This is a genomic window from Arthrobacter sp. 10N43, from assembly GCF_056394525.1.
In genome coordinates this window covers 483,659-501,191 of the sequence record NZ_JBFTIA010000003.1, presented here as the reverse complement: position 1 = coordinate 501,191, position 17,533 = coordinate 483,659, and the positions used below count along the sequence as shown (strand labels likewise).

At 67.5% G+C, this 17,533-nt stretch carries 16 protein-coding genes; 10 read left to right on the top strand and 6 right to left on the bottom strand.

All coding sequences use genetic code 11. The features are described from left to right. Nucleotides 1-64: 64 nt before the first annotated feature. From AC1DDO_RS07180 to AC1DDO_RS07170, 3 genes are all read right to left on the bottom strand, one after another. Entirely contained in the window at nt 65-898 is an 834-nt protein-coding gene (locus AC1DDO_RS07180) for an alpha/beta fold hydrolase (RefSeq protein WP_476866889.1), read from the bottom strand. A 128-nt stretch (nt 899-1,026) separates the two neighbouring features. Continuing rightward, entirely contained in the window at nt 1,027-1,653 is a 627-nt protein-coding gene (locus AC1DDO_RS07175; RefSeq protein ID WP_476866890.1) for a thymidine kinase, read from the bottom strand. Nucleotides 1,654-1,699: 46 nt separating this feature from the next. Further along, nucleotides 1,700-2,611 (bottom strand): alpha/beta fold hydrolase, encoded by a 912-nt coding sequence (locus AC1DDO_RS07170; protein WP_476866891.1) that lies wholly within the window; start codon nt 2,609-2,611, stop codon nt 1,700-1,702. A gap of 111 nt (nt 2,612-2,722) precedes the next feature. On the opposite strand from AC1DDO_RS07170, the gene lysS reads away from it, so the two are divergent. The 9 genes from lysS to dhaM all read left to right on the top strand — a co-directional run bounded on the left by lysS (nt 2,723) and on the right by dhaM (nt 13,676). Then, nucleotides 2,723-4,255, top strand: a complete 1,533-nt coding sequence (gene lysS, locus AC1DDO_RS07165; protein ID WP_441408241.1) for a lysine--tRNA ligase — start codon at nt 2,723-2,725, stop codon at nt 4,253-4,255. Between the two features lie 2 nt (nt 4,256-4,257). Next, complete coding sequence (locus AC1DDO_RS07160) at nt 4,258-4,440, top strand: hypothetical protein (protein ID WP_441408240.1); 183 nt, start codon at nt 4,258-4,260, stop codon at nt 4,438-4,440. 153 nt (nt 4,441-4,593) lie between these two features. Beyond that, the gene (locus AC1DDO_RS07155) at nt 4,594-4,920 is read left to right on the top strand and encodes a histone-like nucleoid-structuring protein Lsr2 (RefSeq protein WP_390201687.1); all 327 of its coding nucleotides are present in this window, start codon (nt 4,594-4,596) and stop codon (nt 4,918-4,920) included. A gap of 423 nt (nt 4,921-5,343) precedes the next feature. After that, on the top strand, nt 5,344-7,836 hold the full coding sequence (locus AC1DDO_RS07150; RefSeq protein WP_441408239.1) for an ATP-dependent Clp protease ATP-binding subunit: 2,493 nt from the start codon (nt 5,344-5,346) through the stop codon (nt 7,834-7,836). A gap of 213 nt (nt 7,837-8,049) precedes the next feature. After that, nucleotides 8,050-10,173, top strand: coding sequence for a S9 family peptidase (locus AC1DDO_RS07145; RefSeq protein ID WP_476866892.1), 2,124 nt, complete (start codon nt 8,050-8,052; stop codon nt 10,171-10,173). 116 nt (nt 10,174-10,289) lie between these two features. Then, a complete protein-coding gene (locus AC1DDO_RS07140; RefSeq protein ID WP_476866893.1) occupies nt 10,290-10,823 on the top strand; it encodes an amino-acid N-acetyltransferase in 534 nt (177 codons plus the stop codon). Nucleotides 10,824-11,365: 542 nt separating this feature from the next. Beyond that, the gene (gene dhaK, locus AC1DDO_RS07135; protein ID WP_441408236.1) at nt 11,366-12,367 is read left to right on the top strand and encodes a dihydroxyacetone kinase subunit DhaK; all 1,002 of its coding nucleotides are present in this window, start codon (nt 11,366-11,368) and stop codon (nt 12,365-12,367) included. 2 nt (nt 12,368-12,369) lie between these two features. Continuing rightward, on the top strand, nt 12,370-12,996 hold the full coding sequence (gene dhaL / locus AC1DDO_RS07130; protein ID WP_441408235.1) for a dihydroxyacetone kinase subunit DhaL: 627 nt from the start codon (nt 12,370-12,372) through the stop codon (nt 12,994-12,996). Next, the gene (gene dhaM, locus AC1DDO_RS07125) at nt 12,993-13,676 is read left to right on the top strand and encodes a dihydroxyacetone kinase phosphoryl donor subunit DhaM (RefSeq protein WP_441408234.1); all 684 of its coding nucleotides are present in this window, start codon (nt 12,993-12,995) and stop codon (nt 13,674-13,676) included. The genes dhaL and dhaM overlap by 4 nt, the downstream gene beginning before the upstream one ends. A 25-nt stretch (nt 13,677-13,701) precedes the next feature. Here the strand turns inward: dhaM and AC1DDO_RS07120 are convergent, their stop codons facing one another. Further along, nucleotides 13,702-14,199, bottom strand: a complete 498-nt coding sequence (locus AC1DDO_RS07120; RefSeq protein WP_476866894.1) for a hypothetical protein — start codon at nt 14,197-14,199, stop codon at nt 13,702-13,704. A gap of 16 nt (nt 14,200-14,215) precedes the next feature. After that, on the bottom strand, nt 14,216-15,052 hold the full coding sequence (locus AC1DDO_RS07115; RefSeq protein WP_441408232.1) for an A/G-specific adenine glycosylase: 837 nt from the start codon (nt 15,050-15,052) through the stop codon (nt 14,216-14,218). A gap of 404 nt (nt 15,053-15,456) precedes the next feature. Between AC1DDO_RS07115 and AC1DDO_RS07110 the strand changes: the two genes are divergently transcribed. Next, on the top strand, nt 15,457-16,044 hold the full coding sequence (locus tag AC1DDO_RS07110; RefSeq protein ID WP_441408231.1) for a hypothetical protein: 588 nt from the start codon (nt 15,457-15,459) through the stop codon (nt 16,042-16,044). 32 nt (nt 16,045-16,076) lie between these two features. Here the strand turns inward: AC1DDO_RS07110 and disA are convergent, their stop codons facing one another. Next, complete coding sequence (gene disA, locus AC1DDO_RS07105; RefSeq protein WP_441408230.1) at nt 16,077-17,153, bottom strand: DNA integrity scanning diadenylate cyclase DisA; 1,077 nt, start codon at nt 17,151-17,153, stop codon at nt 16,077-16,079. Nucleotides 17,154-17,533 lie beyond the last annotated feature (380 nt).

Here is a 17,533-nt window from a genome sequence, read left to right as displayed (position 1 = left end):
GCGGAGTCCCTTAGCGCCCATTCCGGACGTCCGGAATGGGCGCTAGTGACCCGCGTTGCTTGGGTCAGCCCGCGTAGAACACGCTGAGCTCGGAGATGAGCTTGTCCGGCGCCTTGTTGACGCCGTCGTGGCCCATGCCCGGCAGGATGGTGTAGCTGGAGCCTGAGAGGACGTCGTGAATCTGGGCGCAGGCCACGCCGAAGTAGGCCGGGCTCTTCTCGCCCACGATGATCAGCGTCTCCAGCGGCAGTTCCAGGAACGGCTCGGCCGGCATGTCGGCGGCGATGATCGCCTTGATCTCCCGGACACCGGTCTGCATGAGGTCCCGCAGCTGCTTGCCCATCGGGGTGGCCGCGGAAAGCTTGTTCGCCAGCGTCAGCATGGACAGCGGCATCCGGGACAGGGCGCTGCCGGTCTCCAGGCCTCTGAGCAGCACGGCGAGGGCGCGGTCGTCGTCGCCGGCGGCAGTGGCCCGCTCGTATTCGGGTGTCCAGTCCGCCGTGACGCTGTGGTTGACGGAGACTGCGGGGTCGTACACCGCGAGCCGTTCCACCGGCAGGGTGCGGGCCGCGTGCAGGGCCACCGCCCCGCCGAAGCTGTGGCCAAAGACGTCCGTGCTGTTCGTTTTCTTCATGACCGCGTCGAGGTCGTGGATATCCACGTCCAGGGTGTAATCCTCCGGCTGCGGGGAGGACGAGCCGCGGCCGCGCCGGTTGAAGGTGTGCACCGGCCGGCCCAGCGATGCACTGAGTTTCTGCGCGAAACGCGTGTAATCGGCGGCTGTCACCATCGAGGCCGGCACGACGACGATGCCCGAACCCGCCGAGGCGAGCTCGGCGCCCGTGCTGAAAAGCTCGATGGTTCCGCCGTCGGGGGTATTGATGTTCTCGCGGGTCATGCTCCGAGCCTAGCCGAGCCCACGCCGCGGTGCAGTAAGCGCCAGTTCACACGGCAGTTCAAACACCAGTTCGGCAGGGCGCAATACGCCGCAGGCCGAAAGCCCGCGGGAACGCGGGGGAGCGGGCGCTAGCTGCCCAGCCGGCCGCCGGAGACCTCGAGGTAGCAGGCGCCGCAGAGCGACTCGTACCAGACATCCTGGCCATCGATCGCGACCTGGTTTCCGTCGAAGACCACCTGGTCCCCGATCCGGCGGGTGTTGAAGATGGCCTTCCGCCCGCAGCGGCAGATGGTCTTGAGCTCTTCGAGGGTGTGCGCAATCTCCAGGAGCCGGAGGGAACCGGGGAAGGCGCGGGTCCGGAAGTCGGTGCGGATGCCGTAAGCCAGGACGGGGACATTGTCCAGGACCGCTATACGGAAGAGGTCGTCCACCTGCTCCGGTTCCAGGAACTGGGCTTCGTCGACCAGCAGGCAGGCCACCGGCGCGGTGTCCACGTGCTGGAGCAGGGCGTCCGGATCATCCCCATGGGCCTGGGCGGTGAAAAGCCCGCGGGCCGACGCGCCGGCGGGGATCAGGAAGTCCACCGAACGGGTCATGCCCAGGCGGGACACGACGTCGGCGTCGCCCTTGGTGTCGACGTCCGGCTTGGCCAGCAGAACCCGCTGTCCGCGTTCCTCATAGTTGAACGCCGCCTGCAGCAGCCCCGTAGATTTGCCGGAGTTCATGGCGCCGTAACGGAAATAGAGCTTGGCCAAGGGGGTCCTTTCGAAAGGGTCGCCCCCGATTCTAGCGGTCGGACGCTTAGCCGCCGTCAGCGGCCGTGCCCGGTTCCGGGGACACGGCGGCCGCCCCGCCGAGGAGGAACCGTGCCACGCGGAGGGCCAGCCGGTTGCCCGGCCGGATGGGTCCTTCGTGGAGCTGCCCCGGAACCACGGCGAAGCTGAGCGCCGGAACGGCGTCGGCAAGCTGGCGGCCCGTCCCGGCGAAGTAGGCAGGGCTCCAGCCGCCGCTGAGCATGAGCGTCGGGGCGGTGATGGCGGCAAAATCGGCGATTTCGGCGTCGGCGTCCAGCACGGCGCGCATCTCGGCAACAGCCGTGGGCAGCAGTTCGCGCATTTCCGCCCCCAGATTGGTGCGGGCAGAGAGGATGCTCAGCATGCGCAGCGCGCCCAGGGGCAGCCGGGACACCGGTCCCGCCGTCCCCAGGCCCTGCACCAAATGGGCCCAGGCGTCGTCGAGCTTGCCCGCGGCCACGGACCGCTCAAGCTCGGGCCGCCAGCGCCGGTTGAGGTTTCCGGAGAGGCTGACGGCCGCGTCGTAGGTCACCATCCGCCGGATCGGCACGCTCCGGGCCGCCTGCAGGGCCACAAACCCGCCGTAGCTGTGGGCCACGACGTCGCTGGCACCGGTCTCACGGAGCACGGTGGCCAGGTCAGCCACCTCGGTGGCGGCAGAATAGCCGGCGGGCTGGGGCGAGGAACCCGCGCGCCCACGCCGGTTGTAGCAGTGCACCGGCTGGCCCAGCAGCCGGCCGAGTTTGCCGGCAAAGGGCCGGTAGAGCGTATCGGTCACCAGGGTTCCGTGCACGACGACGACGCCGGATCCGTCGCCGCGCGGTTTTGGGACCCGTTTTGGGCCCTGCTCCGCCGGACGGATGGTGTGCAACTCGAGGTGACCCTCGCCGTCGTCGGTCCGCACAGTCCACGTCTCCACAGCCCCGAGTCTATTCCCGCGGCCCGTCCGCCCTGCTGCCGCCCGGGCAGAACCGGGCCGCGACCTGAACGGGACCTGACCGAGCGCAAATCGACGGTAAACTTGGGGATTGTGACTTCCCAAAACACCCCCGCCCCGACCAACGCCGCCGAGCCGCACGATGCCCCCGAGCAGACCCGCATCCGCATGGAGAAGCGCGCCAAGCTGATCGAACGCGGCGTCGAGGCATATCCGGTGGGTGTCGAGCGGACCCACTCGCTCACGGAAATCCGTGAGAAATACGCCCACCTGCAGGCCGACGAAACCACCGGCGACACCGTCGGCGTGACCGGCCGCATCGTCTTCATCCGAAACACCGGCAAGCTCTGCTTCGCCACCCTCCAGGAGGGCGGTGTGGACGGCAAGGCCGTGCGGCTTCAGGTCATGCTGAGCCTGGCGAATATCGGCGAAGAGGCGCTCGCGGAGTGGAAGTCCCTCGTGGACCTCGGCGACCACGTCTTCATCAAGGGCGAGGTCATCTCCTCACGCCGCGGCGAGCTGTCCGTCATGGCGGACTCCTGGACCATGGCGTCCAAGGCGCTGCGCCCGCTGCCCGTGCTGCACGCCGGGCTGAACGAGGAAACCCGTGTCCGCCAGCGCTACGTGGACCTCATTGTCCGCGACGAAGCCCGCGAAATGGTCTACACCCGCGCCGCGATCACCCGGTCCATCCGCGAAACCCTGCACCGCCAGGGCTACGTGGAGGTCGAGACGCCCATGCTGCAGCTGGTTCACGGCGGCGCCACGGCCCGCCCCTTCGAGACGCACATGAATGCTTTCGACCAGAAAATGACGCTGCGGATCGCGACCGAGCTGTACCTCAAGCGCACGGTGGTCGGCGGGATCGACCGGGTCTACGACATGGGCCGGGTCTTCCGCAACGAAGGCGTGGACTCCACGCACAGCCCCGAATTCACCACCCTGGAGTCCTACGAGGCGTGGGCGGACCAATTCGTCATGGCGGACCGGATCAAGGAGATCATCCTCGACGCCGCCGACGCCGCCGGGGTGGGCCGCGTGCTGCAGACCGAAGCCGGGGAGATCAACCTCGACGGCGACTGGGCCTGGCTGGCGGTCTACCCGGGCCTGTCCGACTTCGTGGGCCAGGAAGTGACTCCCGATACCCCGGTTGCCGAGTTGCTGGAACTGGCGGCCAAGCACGAGGTCAAGGTCGACGCCGGCTGGGACGCCGAGAAGCTCGTCGTCGAACTCTTCGGCGAACTGGTGGAGCCCACGCTGCTCAACCCCACGTTCGTCTACGACTACCCGCCCTCTGCCCAGCCGCTGGCCCGCCAGCACCGCGAGGACGGCCGCCTGATCGAGGCCTGGGACCTCATCATCGGCGGCATGGAGCGCGGCACCGCGTTCTCCGAACTGATCGACCCGGTGATCCAGCGCGAACGCCTCACCGAGCAGTCCCGCCGCTCGGCCGCGGGTGACGTGGAGGCGATGCAGCTGGACGAAGACTTCCTCCGTGCGCTCGAGTACGGCGCGCCGCCCATGGGCGGGATCGGCCTGGGCATCGACCGCCTCGTCATGCTCTTCACCGGCGCGGGCATCCGCGAAACGATCCTCTTCCCCCTGTTGAAGCCGGAAGGACACTGAGCATGGACTATATCGCCGTATTGCTGCCCCCCATCGTGGTGGGCCTGCTTTTCTGGTTTGCCATGAAATCCATATTCAATGCGGACAAATCAGAGCGGCAGGCAGAAGCACGCGCGCATGCTGAAGCGGAAGCGCGGGCGGAAGCTCAAACAGGGGAACAGGATTCTGGGGCCGTCGGGAGCTAATTGCCGGGAATGAAGTAATAGATCCCTATTGCGGCCTGTGGTTTTCCTTTGAACAGAGTTTTACGCTTTGACTCCCTGCTGTAACGCGGAGGATACTTATTCCAGATACATCCTGCTTTTCTTAACGCTCGATCTTTGGAAAGAGAGTCCTTTATGGCACAGAAAGTAAAAATCATCCTCGTTGATGATCTGGATGGGGGATCCGCGGACGAAACTGTCCGGTTTGGCCTTGACGGCGTGAGCTATGAAATAGATCTGTCGTCAGGCAATGCTTCAGAACTGCGCTCTGCGGTTGAACGATTTGTGGCGCATGCACGCAAGACGTCAAGCGGACGCGCCACGCGCACCAAAATTTCCAGCGGACGGAATCAGGACTCTGCCCAGATCCGTCAGTGGGCACGGGACAACGGCTATGCAGTAAACAGCCGCGGACGTATCCAGGCCGAAATTCAGGAAGCCTACCAAAAGGCCAATTCCTAGCCCGGAACCCGCTTCGGGGCGCACTATCAAAGCCCCGCATCGAGCCGGAATCACGTCTCTCAGTCGAGCGTAACGGTCAAATGCCAATGCCTCCGTTATCTGACGGGGGCATTGGCATTTGACGGCGCCATGCCCTCCCCGCCGGCAACCCAGGAGGCCTGCGGGCAAACCAAGAAGGCCCGCCGGCAACCCGGGAGGCCCGCCTGCCCACGCGCGAAGGGCCCCGCGAAGGGCCCAGCCAAGGGCCCGCCTGGCCCGGACTGCGGCGCCGGCCGGCAGGCTTCCGGGCGGTTCACGCCGCCGTCGGGGACACGGTCCGGGCGGGGGCGCGCAACCCACGGGTTTCCCCTGTGGCGAACAAGCCCCAAATCTGGAACCCGGCCACGTAGCATCAAAGTACGTCGTAGCTAGGAGTGTGGCGAAATGTTTGAGCGATTTACGGACCGTGCCCGTCGCGTAGTTGTGCTTGCCCAAGAAGAGGCACGCATGCTGAACCACAATTACATTGGTACCGAACACATCCTCTTGGGTCTGATCCATGAGGGTGAAGGTGTTGCCGCCAAAGCCCTTGAATCCTTGAGCATTTCGCTCGACGGTGTCCGCGAGCAGGTGCAGGAGATCATCGGCCAGGGCCAGCAGGCGCCGTCCGGCCACATCCCCTTCACGCCCCGTGCCAAGAAGGTCCTGGAGCTCTCGCTGCGCGAGGCCCTGCAGCTGGGCCACAACTACATCGGTACCGAGCACATCCTCCTCGGCCTCATCCGGGAGGGCGAAGGCGTGGCCGCCCAGGTGCTCGTCAAGCTCGGCGCCGACCTGAACCGGGTCCGCCAGCAGGTCATCCAGCTGCTCTCCGGCTACCAGGGCAAGGAAACCACCGGCGCCGGCGTCGGCCCCGGCCAGGCCGAAGGGACCCCCGCCGGTTCCGTCGTCCTGGACCAGTTCGGCCGCAACCTGACCCAGGCAGCGCGGGAGAACAAACTGGACCCTGTGATTGGCCGCGAGCAGGAAATGGAACGCGTCATGCAGGTCCTTTCCCGCCGCACCAAGAACAACCCGGTACTGATCGGCGAGCCCGGCGTCGGCAAGACCGCCGTCGTCGAAGGCCTGGCCCAGGCGATCGTCCGTGGGGATGTCCCGGAGACCATCAAGGACAAGCAGCTCTACACGCTGGACCTCGGCTCCCTCGTGGCAGGCTCCCGGTACCGCGGTGACTTCGAAGAGCGCCTGAAGAAGGTCCTCAAGGAAATCCGCACCCGCGGCGACATCATCCTGTTCATCGATGAGATCCACACCCTTGTGGGTGCCGGTGCCGCCGAAGGCGCCATCGATGCGGCCTCGATCCTGAAGCCCATGCTGGCTCGCGGTGAGCTCCAGACCATCGGTGCCACCACGCTGGACGAATACCGCAAGCACATCGAGAAGGATGCCGCGCTGGAGCGCCGCTTCCAGCCGATCCAGGTCAAGGAACCCTCTGTTGCGCACGCGATCGAGATCCTCAAAGGCCTCCGCGACCGGTACGAGGCACACCACCGCGTCACCATCACCGACGGCGCCCTCGCCTCGGCCGCGGCCCTCTCCGAACGCTACATCTCGGACCGGTTCCTGCCGGACAAGGCGATCGACCTGATCGATGAGGCCGGTGCGCGGCTGCGCATCCGCCGCATGACCGCTCCGCCAGAGCTCAAGATCATGGACGAGAAGATCGCTGCCATGAAGCTGGAGAAGGAATCCGCGATCGACGCGCAGGACTTCGAAGGCGCCGCGTCGCTGCGCGACAAGGAGCAGAAGCTCATTGCCGAGCGCGCCGAGAAGGAACGCCAGTGGAAGACCGGCGGCATGGACGACATCTCCGAAGTCGATGAGGACCTCATCGCCGAGGTGCTGGCGAACTCCACCGGCATCCCGGTCTTCAAGCTGACCGAGGAAGAGTCCTCGCGCCTGCTGAAGATGGAAGACGAACTCCACAAGCGCGTGGTCGGCCAGGACGAGGCCATTAAGGCCCTGTCCCAGGCGATCCGGCGCACCCGTGCAGGCCTGAAGGACCCCAAGCGTCCGGGCGGCTCGTTCATCTTCGCCGGCCCCACCGGCGTCGGCAAGACCGAGCTGGCCAAGGCCCTCGCGGAATTCCTGTTCGGCGAGGAAGACGCGCTGATCACCCTGGACATGTCCGAGTACTCGGAGAAGCACACCGTCTCCCGGCTCTTCGGTGCCCCTCCGGGCTACGTGGGCTACGAGGAAGGCGGCCAGCTGACCGAGAAGGTCCGCCGTCGTCCGTTCTCCGTGGTCCTGTTCGATGAAGTGGAGAAGGCGCACGCCGATCTCTTCAACTCGCTGCTGCAGATCCTGGAAGACGGCCGCTTGACCGACTCCCAGGGCCGCGTGGTGGACTTCAAGAACACCGTGATCATCATGACCACGAACCTCGGCACCCGGGACATCTCCAAGAGTGTGGCCACCGGCTTCCAGTCCGGCACGGACACGCAGACCGGCTACAACCGGATGCGCGCCCGGGTCACGGAGGAGCTCAAGCAGCACTTCCGCCCCGAGTTCCTGAACCGTGTTGACGATGTTGTGGTCTTCCCGCAACTGACCCAGGACGAGATCATCGAGATCGTGGACATGTTCGTTGGCCGGCTCGAGAAGCGCCTCAAGGACAAGGACATGGGCATCGAGCTCACGTCGGCGGCCAAGGTGCTCCTGGCAACCCGCGGCTACGACCCCGCCATGGGTGCCCGGCCGCTGCGCCGCACCATCCAGCGCGAGATCGAGGACCAGCTCTCCGAGAAGATCCTCTTCGGCGAGCTGCACGCCGGAGACATCGTGGTGGTGGATGTGGAAGGCGAGGGCGACACCGCGAAGTTCACCTTCGCTGGCAACGCCAAGCCGCGCATCCCGGAGATCGCTCCCAGTGTCTAGGCAGTAATTTCCTAGGGCCCCGTCCGTTCCGAAAGGAACGGACGGGGCCTTTGCGTTGTGCGCTCACCTCCAGCGGTCAGGTGGGAAATCGCGCCGGCGGCGCAACGTCGCAGGTCAGCGCCATGTGGCCCGGCCCGACGCCGGTCTGAAAGCATTGGTTCACTCTTAGTGAACTTTTTGTGATCAACGCCACAGAGGGTGTTGAATCGGTGCATGGCTGCCAAGGACTCAGAGACCCTGAGCGAACAACCCGAGACCCCTTTCCATGATCTGGACCATTACCTCGCAATCCCCAAGGTGAGCGGTTTGGCGCTGAGCCCCGACGGCTCCCGGCTGGTCACCACCGTGGCCACGCTCGGCGCGAAGGGCACAGACTTCTGCACCGCGTTGTGGGAAGTGGACCCGGCCGGAGTCAAACAGGCCCGCCGGATCACCCGCAGCGCCAAAGGGGAGGCCGGCGCGGTGTTTGCCGCCAACGGCGACCTCTACTTCACCTCCGCGCGTCCTGACCCGGAGAGCCCCGACGCCGACCCCGTCAGCGCCCTCTGGATACTCCCGTCCGACGGCGGCGAAGCACGGGTGGCCCTGTCCCGCGCCGGCGGAATCGGCGCGGTCCACGCCGCCAGGGATGCCGACACCGTCGTGGTCACGGCCTCGGTCCTGGCCGGCTCCACCGACGAGGACAACGACGAAGAACGCCGCAAGACGCGCAAGGACAACAAGGTCGCGGCCATCCTGCACAGCGGCTATCCCGTCCGCTACTGGGACGCGGACCTCGGTCCGGCGCAGCCGCGGCTGTTCGCCGTCGAATCCGGAGGGCCGCTGGAGGCCGGAAAGCCGACGACGGTCGACGCTGCGCCGCCGCTGCAGCTCCGCAACCTGACGCCCGACGCCGGGGCCGGACTCCGGGACGCCGTCTCGGTGGTCAGCCCGGACGGCCGGACCATCTACAGCAGCTTCGCGAAGCCCCTGGCGAACGCCGATTCGCGTTTCGTGCTGGTCGCCGTCGACGTCGCCACCGGCACCCGGACCGTCCTGCTGGACACGGAAGGCATGAGCTACTTCCCGGGACCTGTCAGCCCGGACAACCGGAGCCTGGTGGTGGTCAGCGAAAGCGACACCACGCCGTTTGAGGCCCCGCAGGTCAAGCTGCACCTCCTCGACGTCGCCGGTCCGGCAGCGGGCGAGGGCACGCTCACGCCGCTGGCCCATGACTGGGACCGGTGGGCCCGCCCAGCCGCCTGGCTGCCGGACGGATCGGCCCTGCTGGTCACCGCTGACGAGGACGGCGCGTCGCCGGTGTTCCGGATCGTTGTGGCAGGGGAACCGGGCGAGGCCGGCCAGGTGCTGCGCCTGACGGACGACGCCGCCGCGTACACCGACGTCGTCGCCGCACCGGACGGACGCAGCGCGTACGCCCTGCGCAGCTCGTACGAATTCCCCGCCGAACCGGTGCGGATCGACCTCGACGGCGGCGGCGTCGTCCGCCTGCCCGCGCCGGCGGAGCGCCCCGAGTACAAGGGGACGCTGGAGCGTGTGGAGACGACCGCTGCCGACGGCGCCAGGGTGCCCGCGTACCTGGCCCTGCCGGAGGGCGCGTCCGCGGCGAGCCCGGCCCCGCTGCTGCTCTGGATCCACGGCGGCCCGCTGGGATCCTGGAACGCCTGGACCTGGCGCTGGAATCCGTGGCTGCTGGTGGCCCGCGGCTACGCCGTGCTGCTCCCGGACCCGGCCCTCTCCACCGGCTACGGCCAGGACCACATCCAGCGCGGCTGGGGGGAATGGGGCAAGGCTCCGTTCACGGACCTGATGGCCATTACCGACGCCGTGGTGCTGCGCCCGGACATCGACGAGACGCGCACGGCCGCCATGGGCGGTTCCTTCGGCGGGTACATGGCCAACTGGGTGGCCGGGCATACAGACCGCTTCAAGGCAATTGTCACGCACGCCAGCCTGTGGGCCCTGGACCAGTTTGGCCCCACCACGGACGCCGCGCAGTACTGGCTCAAGGAAATGACGGCCGAGATGGCCCTGGAGAACTCCCCGCATCTGCACGTGGAGAACATCCGGACCCCCATGCTGGTCATCCATGGCGACAAGGACTACCGGGTGCCGATCGGCGAAGGGCTGCGGCTCTGGTACGAACTGCTCGCCAAATCGCAGCTGGCGGCCGACGAGAACGGCGAAACGGATCACCGGTTCCTGTACTTCCCGGACGAGAACCATTGGATCCTGCAGCCGCAGCACGCCAAGGTCTGGTACGGCGTCGTGGAGCACTTCCTGGCCAGGAACCTGCTGGACAAGGACATTCCCGTCCCCGACGAGCTGGGCCTCTGAGCCTGACCTTCCTGCCCAACTGACTCGCAGCAGGGGCCGTTATGAGCGTTGAAAACGGCCCCACCTGCGAGTCAGTTGGGTGGGGGAGCGGCCAGGGTCCCCCGTAGGATTGTGCTGTGACTGAGACCGTGACCGAGACCGCCACTGCGACGATCCGCATCCGCCCTGCCCGCACCAGCGACGTTGGCGCCATCAAGACGCTCGTGGCGCCGCTGGCCGACCAACGGATCCTCATGGCCAAAGAAACCGTGGCCTACTACGAAAGCCTGCAGGAATTCCGGATCGCCGAATCCGCGAACGGCGAAGTGATCGGCTGCGGAGCGCTCCACGTCATGTGGGAAGACCTCGCCGAGGTGCGCACCCTGGCCGCCTCGGATGCATGGCGCGGCAAGGGAGTTGGCCACGTGCTGGTGGAGCGGCTGCTGGAAGATGCCCGCGCGCTGGGGGTCTCGCGCGTCTTCTGCCTGACGTTCGAAGTGGATTTCTTCAAGAAGCACGGCTTTGAAGTCATGGCCGACCAGACCGCCGTCGACCCCGTGGTGTATTCGGAGCTGCTCCGCTCCCATGACGAAGGTGTGGCCGAATTCCTGGACCTCGCGCGGGTCAAACCGAACACGCTGGGCAACACGCGGATGATCAAGGAATTGTAGCGCCCGCAGCATCCGTCGGACCGGGACTTCCCATCAATAAATTTGGTGGATAAACTGATCCCGGCCCAGGGGGTGGGCCGCAATACTTTTCGGAGGCAGAAAATTGCTTAACGACGTGATTTTTCCCGATTTCTCCGCTTTCCACAGAACAGCCGCCAGGGCCGCTGACATGCCGGCAGAGCCGCCGGGGTCGCCAGTCCAGACGCCAAATCAGTTGCCCGCCCGGTTGCTCGAGGGCGCAGCGCCGGAACCCGCCAACCGCTCGTCGCCCGCCGCGCCGCCGTTCTCCTGGCTGGGCGTGGACGCCTGGCCGCACTTCCCAGCGCGGGCCGACAAGCAGGCCTGACGCTTCCGCGGGACGAAGAGCGAACCGCATCAACCCCGCCGACCGGAATTCGCAGCCCGCCGCGCATTTGCGGCTCATCAGTGCACTTGCGGCTCCGCCGTGGAGCCCCGGGCCGGGGAAACGGGAGCCTACCGCCGGCCGTGCCCCGGTAGTAGGGTCTAAGCACAGCCAGGACAACCATCCAGGGAGCGCCGCCATGAAGAAACTCATCAATGATCCCAAGGCCGTGGTCGACGAGTCAGTGGAAGGGTTCGGGCTTGCACATGCCGACCTCGTGACCGTCTTCGCGGACCCGAAATACATCGTGCGCAAGGACGCGCCGGTGGCGGGGAAAGTCGGACTCGTTTCCGGCGGCGGCAGCGGACATGAGCCGCTCCACGGCGGGTACGTCGGGGTGGGCATGCTCGACGCCGCCGTTCCCGGCGCCGTCTTCACCTCGCCCACACCGGACCAGATCCTGCCGGCCACCCTGGCAGTGAACTCCGGCGCCGGCGTCGTGCACATCGTGAAGAACTACACCGGGGACGTCCTCAACTTCGAAACCGCCGCCGAACTCGCGCAGGCCGAAGGCGTCGAGATTCGCACAGTCCTGGTCAACGACGACGTCGCCGTGGAAGATTCGCTGTACACGGCCGGCCGCAGAGGCGTCGGCGGCACCGTCCTGGTCGAGAAGATCGCCGGGGCGGCAGCCGAGCGCGGCGACAACCTTGACGCCGTGGCCGCGATCGGGGACCGGGTCAACCAGAACGTCCGCAGCATGGGCGTGGCGTTGTCGGCCTGCACCGTTCCGCACGCGGGGGTGCCCAGTTTCGAGCTCGAGGAAAACGAGATCGAAATCGGGATCGGCATCCACGGCGAGCCGGGACGGCACAGGATTCCCATGGAAAACGCCGACGGCATCACCGACCGCCTCTTGGATCCTGTGGTCAGCGACCTCGGACTGAATTCCGGGGACAAGGTGCTCCTGTTCGTCAACGGCATGGGCGGCACCCCGGCGAGCGAGCTCTACATCGTGTACCGCCGGGCGGCCCAGAAACTCGCCGAGCAGGGCGTTACCGTGGCGCGCTCCCTTGTGGGCAACTACATCACCTCCCTCGAAATGCAGGGTTGCTCCATCACCGTCCTGCGCCTCGATGACGAAATGACGACACTCTGGGACGCTCCCGTGCACACTCCGGCCCTTCGCTGGGGCGTCTGACCGTGGGGCTGGATGTCGGCTGGGCCGTGCGCTGGCTGACGCTCTCGGCGCAGGCCATGGCCGATCACCGGGTGGAGCTGATCGAGCTGGACCGGCCCATCGGGGACTCGGACCACGGCGAGAACATGGACCGCGGCTTCAAGGCCGTGATGGACAAACTGTCCGAGGCGCCGCCGGAAACTCCGGGAGCGGCCCTGAAGCTGACGGCCATGACGCTGATGTCCAAGGTTGGCGGGGCCGCCGGCCCGCTCTATGGCACTGCTTTCCTGCGGGCCGCCACGGCGCTGGGTGACACGTCCGACGTCGACGCCGCCACCTTGGCAGCCGCGCTGCAGGCTGCCCGCGACGGGATTGTGGCCCGCGGAAAGGCCGAGCCGGGGGACAAGACCATGGTGGACGCCTGGACTCCTGCGATCGAGGCAGCCGCCGCCGAGGCCGGCGACGGCGATGTCCGGAAGGTGCTGCTCGCCGCGGCAGAGGCCGCCGAGGCCGGTGCCGTGTCCACGGATCCGATGCTCGCCCGCAAGGGCCGCGCCAGTTATCTGGGAGAGCGCAGCATCGGCCACCGCGACCCGGGAGCGGTCTCCAGCGCGCTGATCCTGCGCGCCGCGGCCGGAGCCACTGAATGACAGTCCGGCTGGTGGTCGTCTCGCACAGCGCCAAGATCGCCGACGGCGCCGCCGAGCTCGCCGCCCAGATGGCGCCGGACGTCCTCATCCTCCCCGCCGGCGGCACCGACGACGGCCGGATCGGCACGAGTCTGGAAAAGGTCATGGCTGCCCTGGAGGAGGCCGCCGGTGACGGGGCCGGTGAAGGCGTCGTGGTGCTCACTGACCTCGGATCCGCCGTGATGACGGCCGAGTCCGCAGTAGAGTTCGCGGCGGATCCGGGATCTGTGCTGCTCGCGGACGCGCCACTGGTCGAAGGACTCGTTGCGGCCGCCGTGGCTGCCCAGGCGGGGGCCGAAGCGGCGGCGGTCAAGGACGCGGCGGAGGCCGTCTACCGGCCCCCGGCCCATCCTGCGGCGGCCGAGCACGGACACCAGCAGCCCCCGGATGCCACGGGGGACTTCGAACTCGTCAACCAGGCGGGAATGCACGCCCGGCCGGCGGCGAAGATCGCCGGAGGCCTGTCCGCCATGGACGCCGACGTGACCGTCAACGGCGCCGATGGCGCCTCGATGACAGAGCTCATGATGCTTGCCGCCGGCAAGGGAACCGTCCTGCACGTGGAAGCCAGCGGCCCCGACGCCGCCAAGGCGGTCGGCTACCTCGAGCGCCTGGTCAGCTCGGGGTTCGGGGAACCGTAAGCGGGCCCGGGCCATCGGATCCGGGCTATGGGGCCCGCCGGAGTCCGTCCGAGTCGAGCACCACGCTGGCTGTGATGAAAGTTCCGCACTGCTCCCCAAACGGATGCGCCGTACGGGGCGTGAAGGCGGCTGTGCGTGCCGGCAACGGATTTCCGGCGGTATCTGTGCCCGTAGCCGTAACTTCGATGCGGCTGGCCGTCAGCGTGTCCATCATCAGCATGCCGGTGAGGGTGCCGTTGGGGGAAGAAGTGGCCGAGCAGACGCCGTCGCCGCCGGAGTGGCCCGGCTCGCAGCCCTGGTCCACGGTGGTGCTCCCTGGAACGAGTTCCAGGTTAGCTTCCTTGCAGCGGCCGTCCTGGCAGGCCGAGAGGTGGATGGTCCGCACCGACGGGGCGTACTCCCGGGCCACGGTAAGGGAAACAACCGTTGCCTGGGCGATCGCCGGGCAAGCGACCTCCGCCCGGCACGAGGTGGCCACGACGGCGGTGAGGGCCAGTGCGGCCGCGGCCGCCAGCATTCGCATGCTCCAGCGTAGATCCTCAGGCAGGGAGCCGGAAGCCGCCCAGGTGCAGTTCCGCGAGGCCGTCGCCCAGCAGGCCGTCCAGCGCGCGTTCGAGCTGTTCGGGAGCGGCATTGAGCCGGTGCAGGGCCGCGAGCGGGATCCCGATCCCATGCGGTTCAAAGCCCAGGTCCGCCGGGGCCTCGTGGAACAGGACCGGAGCCACGGGGTCCTCGGCCACCCGCAGCACGGCCATGACGGCGCCGCGCACCTGCCGGTCGGTGCCGTGCCAGGACTGCCCCTTGGGGGTGTACGTTGGCGGCGGCTCGCCGGCCGCAAGCCAGGCGCAGGACTCGCGGACCGGGCATTGGCCGCACTTGGGGGCCCGCGCCGTGCAGACCAGCGCGCCGAGTTCCATGACGGAGGCGTTCCAGCGCACCGAGGCGCCGGGGTCGGCGGGGAGCAGCGATGCCGCCAGCCTCATTTCGGCAGCGGTGAGGGCCTGCGACGGCAGCGCCGAGCCGGAGACCAGCCGCGCATGGACCCGGCGGATGTTGGTGTCCACCACCGTTTCACGGCGTCCATACGCGAATGCCGCAACGGCAGCGGCGGTGTAGCTGCCCACGCCGGGGAGCTCCAGGAGCTCGGCGTAGGAGCCGGGGACGGCGCCGCCGTGGCTGTCCCTGATTGCTGCGGCGGCGGCATGCAGGCGCAGGGCGCGCCGCGGATAGCCCAGCCGGCCCCAGGACCTGACGGCTTCCCCGGCCGGTTCCCCGGCCAGATCGGACGGCTCCGGCCAGCGGCGCAGCCATTCCTGCCAGACCGGAAGGACCCGTACCACCGGCGTCTGCTGCAGCATGACCTCGCTGACCAGCACGCCCCAGGGCGTGCACTCCGCGGCCCGCCACGGCAGTTCCCTGGCGTTCGACGCGAACCAGCCATCCAGGGCGGCATGGAGGGCGGGGAGATCCGCGGCGCCATCGCACGGCCCGGCGGGCAGGGACTCCCGCTGTGCCGCGGCGGATACTGGGGGCGTGGGGGTTAGAGTTTCGATCCATCCAGCGTAGTAGATCGGGGTAACGGATCGGGACGGCGGCGGGTCCAGCGGCGTGGTCGGACGCCATAGCCCACGCGGTTCTCTAGGCTAGAAGAATGGTCAGGCAAGGCAGTTCAGGAACAGGCGGATCGCGGCCGAAAGGTTCCGGCGGAGGACGGCCCGGGCGAAAGCCCGGACGGCCCCCGCTTACCCGGGTCTACCGCCGTCGCCGACTGGTTGCCGGCGTGGTCCTGCTGCTCATCATCGCCGTGGGCTTCGGCGGCTTCGTGGCCATCTCCAACGCCATCGGCGGCGGCCAGCCGTCCGGCCAGCCGACCGGGGCAGGATCGGCTCCCGCGGGCCAGCCGACCGCCTCCGCATCGGAAAGTTCCGCGGCGTCCGAGGACCCTTCGGCTTCGCCCACGCCGTCCTCGGGAGACGGCTGCGAGCAGAATCTGGTGACCGTCACGGCCGCCACCGACAAGCAGGCCTATGCCGCCGGCGAGAAGCCGATGCTGAGCCTGAAGGTGACCAACAACAACAAGGTCCCCTGCGAGATCAACATTGGGACCTCGCAGATGGAATACATGATCACCAGCGGCTCGGACCGGATCTTCTCGTCCAAGGATTGCCAGGCCGAGAGTACGGACCTGATGAAGACCATTGCTCCGGGCAAGAGTGAAACGGCGAACTTCCCCTGGCAGCGCAACCGCACGGTGCAGGGCTGCGAATCCATCGACGCCAAACCCGGCGCCGGGGGCGCCTACTATGTCTTCACCGCACGGCTGGCGAATAAGACAAGCGCCAAGGGTGCCGTGTTCCAGCTCAACTAACCGGGGCGCCAGGCGTGTGCGGGGGTGAGGGTTTAGAGGAACCGGTCCAGCAGGCTTGCCTCGGCCATCCGGCTCAGACCCTCCCTGACGGTCCTGGCGCGCTGGTCACCGATCCCGTCCACGGTCATGAGGTCATCAATTGTTGCCGCCATCAGGAACTGCAGGCCGCCAAAGTGGTCCACGAGCCGGTCGGCGACTGCCTTCGGCACGGCTTTGAGGCCGGAGAGCAGACGGTAGCCGCGCGGCTGCACGACGGCGTCGAGGTTGGCTTCGCCGCCGGCAAAGCCAACGATCCCGGCGATCTTGCCCAGGTCGATCAGTTCGGTGGGGCCCAGGCTGACGAGGGCCTTGACCGCGTTGTCGATGTCCTCCGCGGAGGCGGCGGGGCCGGAGTAGTCGCGGATGATGACGTCGCTGCCCGGGCCGCGGCCCACGGTGAGCTCGTCCAGCTGCAGCGAGAGCAGGCGGCCGTCCTCGCCGAGTTCCAGGACATACTGGGAGATTTCCTCGGAGATCCTGCGCACCATTTCCTGGCGCTGGAGGGTGACCGCGACGTCGCGGACCGTCACCATGGCCTCGATTTCCAGGGCGGAGAGCGAGCTGGTCACCTGGTCCAGCCGCGAGCGGTAGCGTTCCAGGGTTGCCAGTGCCTGGTTGGCGCGGGCCAGGACCTTCTCTGAGCCCTCCAGGACGTGGCGCAGACCGTTCACGTACAGCGCGATGATCTGCATGGACTGGCTGACCGAGATGACCGGGACGCCCGTCTGGATGGCCACGCGTTCCGCCGTCCGGTGCCGGGTGCCCGATTCCTGCGTTTCGATGCTCGAGTCCGGGACGAGCTGGACGGCCGCGCGCAGGATGTTGCTGGCGTCCTTGTCGCAGACAATGGCACCGTCCATCTTCGCCAGTTCCCGCAGCCTGGTGGGGGAGAAGTCGATGCCGATCTCGAAGCCGCCGGAACAGATGGACTCAATGGTCCTGTCGATGCCCAGCACGATCAGGGCGCCGGTCCGTCCGCGCAGGATGCGTTCCAGGCCGTCGCGAAGGGCCGTGCCCGGTGCCACTCTGGCCAGGGTCGCCTTGAGCGCATCTTCAGGGCTCCGAGCCATAGATTTCCCTTCAAAGGTGCAGGCGCATGCCCGCAAGTGCGCCGGTTTCCAGGGTCTCCCGGCAGGATCAAAAGTACTCAGTTCCCCGCTCTCCCCATGATAGGGGTAAAGCAGGGCCTCTTCCGCACAAGCAAGCCTTAAAGTGGTCCATTGCGACGTTCCGCCGGAGCTCCCGGAAGTGCCGCCGCGGGGACCGTTCGCGGGGGCATTTTGCCGGTGCCGGACCGCCGCTTCGGGCTCCCTTTATTCCCCTGTCATGTCCCCTGCGAACCCAAGTCATGCCCGCTTCGTGCGCTGTCCGCGGCCTGCGATAAACTTGAACCCTTGGGTGTACCGCGGGTTCTCCGCGCCGTGACCCGTCCACAGCCGCAGCGAAAGTA